Consider the following 12,260-nt stretch of genomic DNA (forward strand, 5'->3'; position numbering starts at 1 on the left):
ATGTTTTATATGACAAATTTTTGAAAGCGGACAGTCAAAAAGGTCATTTGTATGAGGTTTATCATAGGTAAACGATTACGACTAGCTTTATTTGCACCAAACTTGGATCGTAAAAATTAAAATACACTTATGGATTTTAATTTTTACAAATAGATTGAAAACAAATTGAAAGTTCTACAATATAGCCATAAATCGATAGGTTCACAGGTTACTGATGCTTTTATAGCGATTTAACACTACCTAGCACACCACGAACTGTATAAAGATATTTACACCATGACTCAATCAAAGATTTTCGGCAGTACTTTGATCATCGCAGGAACCACTATTGGCGCAGGCATGCTTGCTCTGCCTCTAGCTTCGGCGGGTATCGGCTTTACGACTTCACTTTTCATTATGATTTCCTTGTGGGGATTAATGGCATTTACTGCCCTACTTATGATCGAGATCCATCAATATGCCGATAAAGATGCAACGCTACACTCTCTTGCTAAACAAATTCTTGGCGAGAAAGGGAAATGGGTGGCGAGCTTTGCGATGTTATTTCTATTTTACTCGCTGTGTGCAGCATATATCGCTGGCGGAGGTGCTCAGTTCACCCATAGACTTACCGATCTTGCAGGCTTAGACATCAGTAATTCATTAGGCACACTCATCTTCACCTTAGTGGTTGCTGTGATTGTTACTGTGGGTACAAGTACCGTGGATAAAGTCAATCGCTTACTGTTTGCCGGAAAGATGATCGCAATGATCGCAGTGCTCACCTTTCTTGCACCTAATGTATCTCAGTCATACCTACTCAGCATGCCACTTGGGCAAGGCTTAGTGATTGCCGCTATCCCTGTAATTTTCACTTCTTTTGGCTTTCATGGAAGCATTCCTGCCATCGTCAAATACTTAGATGGTGATACACCGTCACTACGCAAAGCGATCTTATGTGGTTCTGCTATACCACTGGTTATTTATATCTTTTGGCAATTGGTGACGTTGGGCGTTGTTAGTCAGCCAGAACTGGTGGAAAACTCTGGTCTAAGCGCCTTAATTGTGACTCTTGGTCAAACGGTGCACCAGTCAAACTTGAGTAGCACTATTGGTGTTTTCGCAGACCTTGCCTTACTCACATCCTTTTTGGGGGTAAGCCTTGGCTTATTTGAATTCATGGGTGACACTATCAAGAAAAAGAAAATCGGAGTCCACCGAGCTGTTGCTGCTATTACTACATTTGTTCCACCTTTGGTATTCGCTCTTTTTTACCCTCAAGGCTTTATTATGGCACTTGGTTACGCAGCAATTGCATTGACGATTCTTGCGATCTTTTTGCCTGTAGCCATGGTAGTTAAAGTGCGTAACCAAGAGAACTACCAATACAGTGGTGGCAGCCAATATCAAGTGAAAGGCGGTAAAGTCGCTTTAATAATGACTGCAGCCATCGGTTTGATGATCATCACGTCACAAGTGTTCATCAGTTTAGGAGTTTTACCCTCACTTGGTTAAGCTGGTTTTAGGTGGGAAGATTCCCACCTTCACCATTCCGACTTAAAAACAAGATCAAAATCTCACTATTGATATTTACTTCAACATTAATTTCATAAAGTTATGCCTAGTAGCACACATTAGAGATTACTATATTTATAATCTTGTCTATTCATCTCTTGCATACTGGAGTAACAATGAAAGAAGTTCAATTCAGGACGATTGACCGCGTATTTATTAAAATGTCGATAAACGACAAAATGTGGGTGATCTTCGCTTTATTCCTCACCGCCTTAAGCTTTATGGCGGGTAACCGTTATTTTGATACGCTGACACATATCGAAGCACAATCTAAGCTGGCTATCGAATACAAACTGCAAGGCTTATTAACGGGCGCAACAGATGCGAAATCGATACCGGGTATCGAATCACGAACTTCAGCGGCCATAACCAGTTATAAAAACGGGGTTGTGACCGCAACGGCCAGGCACAGTGACGGCAAATTTTATGCACTAACAGAAAATATGTCTCGCGTTGAAAATGAAACTCGCCAGCAAGCCCTCAACAGTTTCTTACTCTCTTATTTATGGGCCGTACCATTTGCGATCTTTGTTTATTGGGTTGCAACGTTTATTGGCGGTGCTCTGTGGGTGCTTTACACTACTACGCAGAAAATTGCCGAGGGTGATTTAACTTCTCGTTTAGGTTTTCACCCAGGTCGTGATGAATTCGGTACCATTGGCTGCGCTCTAGATAAGGCGATGGATACCTTGACCGAGTTGGTTGTGTCGGTAAAAGAAAATGCGAGCACGCTAGGGCAAACTTCAGACTCTTTCGCTCGTGAAATGAAAGAGAGTGAAAAACAGATTAATAACCAATATGCGTCGCTTGATTCTGTCGCAACAGCGATGGAAGAGATGACCGCCTCAGCGCATGAAGTCTCAACTATCTCTCAGCAAGCGAACCAACAATCTGAGCACGATACCAAGCAAGTTGAACAAAGCTATCAATTGGTTCAACAAGCGATCAGTGAAATTTCACAACTTTCACAATTCATTGCTCAAGCGTCAAACTCGGTTTCGACCTTGAATGAAAACACGATTCAGATCAACGAAGTGATCACCACCATCAACGCTATTTCAGAGCAAACCAATTTATTAGCATTAAATGCAGCCATTGAAGCGGCGCGTGCTGGTGAACAGGGTCGAGGCTTTGCGGTGGTTGCTGATGAGGTTCGTACACTTGCCAGCCGCACTCAGGCAGCAACCGTTGAAATTCAAGCGATGATCGAGAAACTACAAACCGAAAGTAAAGGCATTGCACGTATTACAGAACAAACCGTCAGCCAAGCTCAAACGAGTAGTGATTTAGTGTCTGATATCGGTAATAACGTTAACCTAATTGCAGAGTCGGCAAAAATGATCAATGACATGAGCGTGCAAATCTCGACCTCGGCTGAGGAACAAAGCTCTGTCGCCAATGATATTGCCGCTGAACTTAGCGACATTCGAACACAATCAAATGCCATCCGCAGTGTTGCACAACAATCATCTCAAGGTGTTGCGAGCTTAGCTAAAGCCTCTCGCAACTTAGGGGAAATTTTGAGCCGATACCGTACTAACTAACTTGAAATTGCAGCCCATACCGCTGCGACTTCAAGTTAGACAAGTATTTCATATTTATAAAAAGGACCCGGCATAAATGAAGGGAATATTTATGTCGGGTCAGGTGTTGAACTGTATCGGTTGTTAGCTAGTCGACTAACGCATCACATTTAGCGGCGCAGATGAAGTCGTTTTGATGTAATCCTTCAATGGAATGGCTCCACCATGTCACCGTCACTTTGCCCCACTCCAATAAAATACTAGGGTGATGAAATTCATCTTCCGCTAGTTGTGCAATTTGGTTGGTAAAAGCCCAAGCCTGTTTAAAGTTTTTAAACAGGTACACTTTTTCAAGCTTGGGGATTTCTCCGCGATTCACTAAAGTCCATCCGTCTAGCTCTTTGAGTAGCTTTTGTTGCTCTTCTGTAGTCAAAGCAACCGCATCAATACTGCACGCTTCACAACGTAATTCTTCAAGCATTTGTCTCTTCCTTGGGGTGAAATAATGGTGTAAGCAGCTCTCTTTTCATGGCCTTCTCAACTTGGTACATTAAATTTTGTTGGCTTAGATGATATAACTCACTGAGGTCATTGAGCACGTAGTACATCGGCTGCATAATATCGATGCGATAAGGTGTTCTTAGCACCTGTTGAATATCAAATATCTCTCTTTTTGGTACATTGCTGTCTAGGCTATAAACCGTCTCCCCTGGAGAAGAGAGGATCCCGCCGCCATAAATCTTCGTCTCGCCACGCTCTTGCACTAGACCAAATTCAACGCTAAACCAATATAGACGAGCCAGATAGACGCGCTGTTTGTGATCTGCCCTCGCCCCTAACTGACCGTATTTATGGGTAAATGCTGCAAAATCAGGGTGGGTTAACATGGCACAATGACCAAAGATTTCATGGAAAAAATCGGGTTCTTGTAAGTAGTCAAACTCTTCTCGTGTACGAAGAAATGTTGCCACTGGGAATTTTTTGTCGGCCAATAATGCAAAGAAACGGTCAAAGTTGATCAGAGCGGGGACCGGTTCAACTTGCCATCCCGTCTCACGCTGCAAGATGCGGTTAATGTCGGTCAATTGCGGGACATAATCATTCGGAAGCTGTAGCAGCTCTAATCCATCCAAGTAAGCTTGGCAAGCTCGCTGTTGAATTACCGCTTTTTGACGAGAAACCAAATCATGCCAAATAGCATCTTCAGCGCCGCTCCAATCGATCAAGCCTCTACTATTTAATGGCTTAGAATGATACTGAGTCATCACTGAACCTCATAACAAGTTAGTTACATTAAGCCTATCGCCTCCCTTCAACTCTGCCAATTCCTGCACAGCATATTAACCCCACAGGCAATGTAACATATTTTTTACATTTTCTTTTTTTTACTTAAATATCATAAGTATGAATATGAAGGAGATATTTGACTTTGCCAGGTTGAGCAACAACACTTGAATGAATTACCACTCCGTCAGTCACAGCCTTTGCAAAGGATAGCTATCATGCATAAGGAAAATCCACCCGCTTGCAATCCACTTTGGATCCCTAGTGAAGAGCGCGTTTCCTCATCTAACTTAATGCAATTTATTCAACACATTAATATGCAAGGAGAAGCGATAGAGCATTACTCACAGCTTCATCAGTGGTCAATTGCAGATAAGAAACAATTCTGGCTTGAGGTGTGGCAGTTTTGCGATGTCATTGGCTTTCGCGGTAACTGTATTTATGGTGAAGGTATATCACGATGGGAACAATTTACCCCAGCACGTGATACGATCTGGTTTCCACAGGCACAACTCAACTACGCGGAAAATTTGCTCTCTTACGCTTTCCAGCAACCAGATGGCATTGCGGTGTGGTTTAAAAATGAGAATGGAAAAAGTCAGAAAATCACGTGGCAGCAACTCAATGATCAGGTCTCAATCCTTCAGCAATGGCTAACGCAAAATGGCGTAGAAAAAGGCGACGTAGTCGCTGGTTACTTACCTCATATTCCAGAAACCTTAGTTGCTATGCTTGCAGCCACCAGCTTAGGTGCTATTTGGACAGCCACCTCACCAGATTTTGGTGTAGACAGCGTGGTCGAGCGCTTTGGGCAAGTTAATCCCAAAATTCTTTTTTGCTGTAACGGCTATACTTTTAACGGCAAAACCCATTCAATGGAGGAGAAAAATACACACATTGTCGATGCAATTTCTAGCATCCAAAATACCTGCCAAATCGAATACTTACAGCAACGCTCGGTAAACATAACGATTAATGACGGATTTTCTGACTGGCATTCCATTTTCGCTAGTTACTTACCACGAGGTTTGCACTACAGCCGAGTTGGATTTAACGACCCACTGTTTATCCTTTATTCTTCTGGCACAACAGGCAAGCCAAAATGTATCGCTCATTCGGTTGGCGGGACAGTGCTGAACCACCTCAAAGAGCATCAACTACATTGTGACATTCAACCTAAAGACCGCGTCTTTTATTACACCACCTGCGGTTGGATGATGTGGAACTGGCATGTTTCTGCGCTCGCCAGTGGTGCGACATTAGTGATCTACGATGGCCACCCCATGTATCCACAACCTAGTGTGCTGTGGGAACTGGCCGAGGAGGCCGAGGTCACCTTGTTTGGAACGTCAGCGAAATACTTAGAAGCACTGCAAAAGACAGCCTTTTCACCAAGCGATTACTACTCGCTTTCTCATCTAAAGACACTTTGCTCTACTGGTTCGGTGTTGTATCCAGAGCAATTTGATTATGTCTATTCTAATATCAAAGCTGACTTACATCTCGCTTCTATCTCCGGCGGCACTGATATTTGCGGCTGCTTTGTATTAGGCAACCCCATATCCCCCGTTTATCGAGGAGAGTGCCAAGGCGCAGCGCTCGGATTAGATGTAGCAGTGTTCAATCAAGATGGTGAACCAACGACTGAACAGCGTGGAGAGTTGGTCTGTCGCAACAGTTTTCCTAACCAACCGATAGGTTTTTGGCACGATGATGGTGAACGCTACCATCACGCCTATTGGAATAAATATGCCGGTATTTGGCACCACGGCGATGAAGTAGCATGGACTGAAAATAAAGGCATGCGTTTTTATGGGCGCAGTGATACGACGTTAAACCCAGGAGGGGTACGCATCGGTACTGCGGAGATTTATCAACAAGTCAACGCACTTACGTCAGTTATTGACTCTATCGCTGTCGGTCAAAAAGTAGACAACGATGAACACATCATTCTTTTTGTGCAGCTTGTCGCTGGTTCAGAACTGGATGACAACTTAATCAATGAAATCAAACAACGACTTCGAACCCACTGCTCTCCACGCCATGTACCCGCTCAAATTTATGCTATTAGTGATATTCCCAGAACAAAATCGGGGAAACTGGTTGAACTGGCTGTTAAACAAACCATCCACAATGAAACCGTTAACAACCTTGGTTCTATCGCGAATAGTCGAGTGCTAAGTGAAATTCACCAGCTCTTTTTCAACAAATAACTAGTGAAATAGCAACAAAAACTCTTCTTCCTACTATCATAAGCATCACATAAAGCAGAATAAACAACCAGTAATAGAAATAACAAGAGGAAAGTTGTGACACCATGCATCATGGCCAGTATATTAAAATGCCATTAACATACTACTCAGTGATATGCTTCACCAAAATAGAGGGAGATTTCGTCTTTATTTATGGATTACATTCATCTTTCGAGAATCAGTTTAAAGCACCTGACAGCGCTGCACATCATGTTAAGCACGCGTAGCGTTACACAGACAGCAACTCAGCTTTGTGTCAGCCCATCAAGTATCAGTAAGTGTTTGTCACAATTGCGCATTCTCATGGAAGATGAACTATTTTACCGAGACGGCACCCACTTGATTCCGACCCAGTTTGCACTGCAAATGGGGCCGACCGTTCACTCCATTTTGTCGAGTATGAATGGCTTACTACACCATGCTGATTTTGAGCCCATTGCCCACCAAGGTCAGTATCACCTTGCAATGAGAGAAAGCACTTTCGAAGTGTTTGCTTCGAAACTTGCCAATGTTGTATCCAACCAGGCACCCAACGCTTCCTTTACGATTTACTCAAAAGAACACTATGGATTTGATGCTCTACAAAGCGGTTTAGTCGACTTTATTTTACTACCACACGATATTAGCCAACCCCCCACTCGCGATAAAGAATTGGTATGGGAAGTACTTGAATATGATGAAATGGTCTGCTTAATGGGAAAGAACCACCCTCTGGCTAATGAAACATTAACCACCGAGCAGTATTTAGATTATTCACATATTGGTATTTTAGATAAAGAGCTCTCTGAGCCTTTCTTTGAAAAGAACCTAGCGCAGTACCATCATGCGCGTCGAGTTCCTATTATCGTTGCCGATTTCGGTTCGGCGGCGGTACTTTGCCAACATACTGACTATCTCTTTACATGTTCTAAGAAATGGGCAGAACAGGCTTTGCAAGCACAGCAGTTAGTCACCAAACCACTTCCGTTTAATTACGGTACTGTCGCTTACAGTTTAGTTTGGAATAAGCCCAGCATGAACGACCAAGCCATTAGGTGGTTGTGTGAACAACTCAGGCAACCTAGTTAGTTGAGTAATTGATGACTAGAATGAGATAAGCATTGAAAACAATAAGGGTCAGCAATACGCTGACCCTTATTGTTTGTTCTAATTTGCTTTTATTTTTGAGCAACCCTAGCCATGAGTTATTAGTCAACAAATAGAATCCTTTGACAAACATCACGTAGCTTTTAACCAGCTATTACGATCTCTATCACTAGGTGAAGAATACGCAATTTGAGAATGACCGAACAGTGAAATAATGTAAATAAGCAATTCTCAATATGGAAAACCATAAAAGACTTAGGACGTTAATCCGAATTACGAAAAATAAAAGCTATGGCAGCTACCATTTTCATCTATTAAAATAACATTCCATACCAGTTACCTTAACAACCGAACTAAAAATACATTTTGTTTGTGTTCTCTAGGGAGTAACTCAACTCGACCTTGATGTGACTTGGCAATATCTTGTGTGATAGACATACCAAGCCCCGCACCATCACCTTTTTCGGTGTTCGCACGGTAAAAATTATCAAACAATTTCTCTCGTGTTTCTGTATCAATTTCGGGGCCGTTATCAGCGATTCGCACTTCGATATAATCACCACTATCGCTGATTACCACATGAATTTCGCTGCCTTCACCGGAGTAACGAATCGCATTGTCGATTAAGTTACTAAACAGCACCGTCAATAAGGTTTCATCTCCACGGATTTGAACATCAATAGCTTGTAGCGAAATCTCTTGCTTTTGCTTTAGCGTAATAGGCACAAGTTGAGCAATCACATTTTGTAACAGTTTGCGGAGATCTAGCGATGAGAATTGTGGATGCTGACTTTCGACTTTAGCTAACATCAAAAGTTGTTGGATCAGTCTGTCAGTCCTTTCTATCCCTCGCAAAATATTATTAAGATCGTTCTTTAATTGTTCTTCATTTTGGCTGTTAAGTGCATTTTCCGCATTAAGCCTCAATACGGTTAATGGTGTTTTTAGTTCATGAGCAGCCATACGGGTAAAGCGTTTTTCTCGCTGCCACGCTTGATCAAGCTGACTTAATAGTTCATTCAATGCCGTCACTAACGGCGACAATTCAACCGTTGGGTTGGCCACATAAATACTATCGAGTTTATTAACACTACGCTGAGTAATTGCTCGTTTTAACTCTGAAATAGGCTCAAAGTGTATACCAATTAAGATCACCATAATGCCGGCTAGGCAAGGAATTAAGATCAATTGCGGCAACGCCGTCGACAACGCCGTCGACAACGCCAATTCATGACTCATTTCCTGTCTGATGACTTGTTTTTCCGCGACAATCACATATTCAGGAGTAGTATGATAATTCTCAGGCAATAATAATTGAAAAAAGCGCCACGATTCACCATTGAGCGTGACATCGCCAAAACCAACATATGCGGGGTTATGAGGTATTTTGCCAACCTCAGGGTTAGATCCCCATATCAGTAGTCCATTACGGTAAAACTGAAAAAGGATTTTTTTTTCGTATGGGTGACCAAAAGTGGTTGGGTCATCGTGCCCTTTGGCTTGAGATTGCTGAGAAATTCGTTGCATCCAAGTGTCAAAAACTTGCTGAGACTCTGCCATAGAGCGCTCACCATCATCAACTGGCATACCTAATAAAAGCAGTTTGGCTGATTGCCCAAGACGTGCATCATAAACCTCATTGATTTCATATTGTGCGGCGCTGTAGCTGAAATACAGGGAAATGAGGATTAGTAACGAGGAGAGCATTACTACCGAAACAGTCAACCTCTTTTTAATCGAATAGCCATTTTTATTTTTCAATGATATACCCCACGCCACGGATGTTTTTTATCATGTTATTTGGAACTTTCTTTCGTAGGTTATGAATGTGCACTTCTATCGCATTATCGCTCGTGCCTTCATCCCACCCATGTAGAGATTGTAGCAGTTGTTCTTTGCTTACGACTCGGCCAGCTTGCGTCATCAATACGGCTAGTAATTTAAACTCGTTATTCGTAAGTTTAAGTCGTACTCCTTGATATTCAACCGCTTGTTCAGCTAACGACAGGGCTAAATCACCAATTTCCATACGTGTATCACAGAAACCGGATTGACGTCTGATCAACACCCGTAACCTTGCCATCAATTCTTCCAATGCAAAAGGCTTGACCAGATAGTCATCAGCTCCGCCATCTAAGCCTTTGACTCTGTCTTCAACATCATAACGCGCGGTTAAGATCAAAACAGGTAATGTATAACCCGCCCGACGCACATTTTTAAGCACAACTAAACCGTCAATATCAGGAAGGGTTAAATCTAAGATGATGGCAATAAACTGTTCGGTTTTTAAAGCCAAATCAACCCCACCACCTCTTTCTACCCAATCAACGGTATAGCCTTGGCGGCTTAATGAAGCCACCATAGACTGGCCGAGTAATACATCATCTTCAACCAACAACAAGCGCATGATTAATTAAGCTCTCCTATTCGCTTTTCTATTTCCTTTTGACGCCCCATATCAGCCAAAGGTCTATCGGGTCTTGCTTTGGCCTGTTGAGCTCGTTTCAAATAAGTCAGAGCATCCACTTTTCGGCCATCTTCAGCTAAAAAATCACCATAAAAATAATTAGAGTCGATACCATCGGGGTTAATTTCTAGCGCTTTTTTGAGCATTTTTTCCGCCATTTCATCGTCACCGAAGCCAATAGGCCACCCCGGTACTTGATAGTATAACGAACCTAAACTGGTATAAGCGGATCCATCTAACGTTTCTGGTGCTTGTTCAATCACTTGCTCAAGCAATACTTTTGCTTCTTTCACTAAAGAAAGCGCGCCCAGTCCACCATTAACGCCAGCTAAAGAGCCTTTATTGATAGCAAGCCAAACTTTTAACTCTGGGCGTTCAGGTTGATCATCGAGTGCTTTTTGATTACGTTCAATAAGCTTTTCTAAACAATAAACCTGATGTTCTTTATCTTGCGATTGATATTGGCACACCGCCCATTTTTTTTGAATAGTGTTCAACGGATCTGCACTCGATGCAACCGCAGGCTGGATACTGCCCATCGTTAATAGTGAAAGAAGTCCTATACAATATGTTTTCATCTTAAATTCCTCTTACTACTTTCCATGAACTCGATTGATGTAATGATGAATAGTGTCTTGTTGCTTGCGGATAGATTGAGAAACCAATGATGGAAACAATTGATTTAGCTTGGCAAACAGTTTTTCAGGCCACCCTATCCAATGTGATGCCTGCTCTTTTTCCAATATTTTAATAGCATGCTGCGCAACGACTTGGGGTGAGTCACTGGCGTTACCCAATTGTTTGTTCATTTGCTCGACTAACGGATCATTAAGGCTGGTGTTAGTTGCGCGCGGCGCAAGATAAAGCACACGAAGACCGGAACCATCAAGTTCACGATCTAACGCTTCGCTAAAGCGCTGTACTCCTGATTTTGCGGCACAATAACTGCTGTAACCTGGAAAGCCAATCGACCCAAAAGTCGACCCAATATTTAAAATAATTCCGGGGCGATTTAACCAACTTAGTGCAGCTTGGCTAAGCAGAATTGGCATCGTAAGGTTTAGGTGAATCTCTTGTTCTATCGACGCACTGCTCCGCTGAGCTAAAAAGCTGAACTGGTTAATCCCTGCATTATTAATCACCACATCAATGCGTTTGAGGTTATCTAGCTGGCGACACGTCTGTTTCAGTTTGTCTAACCCATCGGCGGTTGATAGATCCACACTTAAACAGTGATGGGCATCTGGGTTACTCAGTGATTGGCGAAGCGCTTGTAATTTTTCGATATTGCGAGCAACCAGCAACAACGTTGCCCCCTTTTCTTCCAATGCCAGCGCTAACTCATGACCTATGCCACCAGAGGCTCCGGTTAATAGAACGTGTTTTCCTTGCAGATCCATTTGACGCTCCTTAAGCAACGTTTTGCAAACTACTGGGCATTAAGTCATGCAACATTTTTCCGTAGAGATGAAAAACCATATTGGCAGAGTCAATGATCGCTTGCTGATCTTCAGGGTCGGTGATCTTATTCATCAAATCTTCAAACAATTTGATATGGTCTTGATCGAGCACACTGTGAGAGGTGAGATACGTCATCGCGCTATCCGGTAGTTGCAAAGTATGCTTCACCAACTGCGCCACTTGTCCCCCCACACCAACACTCGTACCTTCTAATACCCAAACCATACCGAAAAAAGCGATAGGATTAGCGCGGTCAATTTGATGATACAAATACGACACCATCAGCTCGATAGGCATACCCACACGGCCAGTTTCTTGGTTTGATCTAACAAGTTCCGCATCGGCACCACATGCTTGAATATCATTCAAAATCCACTCGTGATGACCTTTTTCTTCTTCGATATACTCTCCAATCGCTTGGCGTAACCATTCGTATTTTTCAGGCAATCGTCCTCCACATGCCATCAATAAAGGGACGGTATGCTTTACATGATGAAAAGCTTGAGTGAGAAAATTCACATAAGTCTCTTTATCTATATCCCCACGCTGACAGGCAGCAAAAATAGGGGCTTGGAGCATCGACATTTGCGCAGGTAAAGTTTGCTGTTTTAATGTTTGAAAAAATTGACTCAT

Annotated in this window: 11 protein-coding genes; 4 read left to right on the top strand and 7 right to left on the bottom strand. The window is 42.6% G+C overall.

From position 1 onward, the window contains the following. Positions 1-276 precede the first annotated feature (276 nt). Together HGG78_RS07380 and HGG78_RS07385 are read left to right on the top strand one after the other, a co-directional pair. The gene (locus HGG78_RS07380) at positions 277-1,494 is read left to right on the top strand and encodes an aromatic amino acid transport family protein (protein ID WP_172532471.1); all 1,218 of its coding nucleotides are present in this window, start codon (positions 277-279) and stop codon (positions 1,492-1,494) included. 176 nt (positions 1,495-1,670) lie between these two features. Further along, positions 1,671-3,098, top strand: coding sequence for a methyl-accepting chemotaxis protein (locus tag HGG78_RS07385; protein ID WP_172532472.1), 1,428 nt, complete (start codon positions 1,671-1,673; stop codon positions 3,096-3,098). A 127-nt stretch (positions 3,099-3,225) separates the two neighbouring features. Here the strand turns inward: HGG78_RS07385 and HGG78_RS07390 are convergent, their stop codons facing one another. Both HGG78_RS07390 and phhA read right to left on the bottom strand, forming a co-directional pair. After that, positions 3,226-3,558, bottom strand: a complete 333-nt coding sequence (locus HGG78_RS07390; protein ID WP_172532473.1) for a 4a-hydroxytetrahydrobiopterin dehydratase — start codon at positions 3,556-3,558, stop codon at positions 3,226-3,228. After that, on the bottom strand, positions 3,551-4,342 hold the full coding sequence (phhA, locus tag HGG78_RS07395) for a phenylalanine 4-monooxygenase (protein ID WP_172532474.1): 792 nt from the start codon (positions 4,340-4,342) through the stop codon (positions 3,551-3,553). Before phhA ends, HGG78_RS07390 begins: the two co-directional genes overlap by 8 nt. Positions 4,343-4,579: 237 nt before the next feature. Between phhA and HGG78_RS07400 the strand changes: the two genes are divergently transcribed. Further along, the gene (locus tag HGG78_RS07400) at positions 4,580-6,574 is read left to right on the top strand and encodes an acetoacetate--CoA ligase (RefSeq protein WP_172532475.1); all 1,995 of its coding nucleotides are present in this window, start codon (positions 4,580-4,582) and stop codon (positions 6,572-6,574) included. A 192-nt stretch (positions 6,575-6,766) separates the two neighbouring features. Next, positions 6,767-7,681: a LysR substrate-binding domain-containing protein gene (locus tag HGG78_RS07405; protein WP_172532476.1), complete on the top strand. Its 915-nt coding sequence runs from the start codon at positions 6,767-6,769 to the stop codon at positions 7,679-7,681. Between the two features lie 354 nt (positions 7,682-8,035). On the opposite strand, the gene HGG78_RS07410 is transcribed toward HGG78_RS07405, so the two are convergent. The 5 genes from HGG78_RS07410 to HGG78_RS07430 are packed head-to-tail and all read right to left on the bottom strand — an operon-like array spanning position 8,036 to position 12,260. Further along, positions 8,036-9,460 (bottom strand): ATP-binding protein, encoded by a 1,425-nt coding sequence (locus HGG78_RS07410; protein WP_172532477.1) that lies wholly within the window; start codon positions 9,458-9,460, stop codon positions 8,036-8,038. Continuing rightward, positions 9,450-10,106, bottom strand: a complete 657-nt coding sequence (locus HGG78_RS07415; RefSeq protein WP_172532478.1) for a response regulator — start codon at positions 10,104-10,106, stop codon at positions 9,450-9,452. The genes HGG78_RS07410 and HGG78_RS07415 overlap by 11 nt, the downstream gene beginning before the upstream one ends. Positions 10,107-10,108: 2 nt before the next feature. Next, positions 10,109-10,744 (bottom strand): tetratricopeptide repeat protein, encoded by a 636-nt coding sequence (locus HGG78_RS07420; RefSeq protein ID WP_171981044.1) that lies wholly within the window; start codon positions 10,742-10,744, stop codon positions 10,109-10,111. A 15-nt stretch (positions 10,745-10,759) separates the two neighbouring features. Continuing rightward, positions 10,760-11,566, bottom strand: a complete 807-nt coding sequence (locus tag HGG78_RS07425; protein ID WP_172532479.1) for an SDR family oxidoreductase — start codon at positions 11,564-11,566, stop codon at positions 10,760-10,762. 10 nt (positions 11,567-11,576) lie between these two features. Beyond that, the gene (locus HGG78_RS07430) at positions 11,577-12,260 is read right to left on the bottom strand and encodes an iron-containing redox enzyme family protein (protein ID WP_171981046.1); all 684 of its coding nucleotides are present in this window, start codon (positions 12,258-12,260) and stop codon (positions 11,577-11,579) included.

The sequence above is a fragment of the Vibrio aestuarianus genome, from assembly GCF_012395185.1.
Taxonomy (GTDB): Bacteria; Pseudomonadota; Gammaproteobacteria; order Enterobacterales; family Vibrionaceae; genus Vibrio; species Vibrio aestuarianus.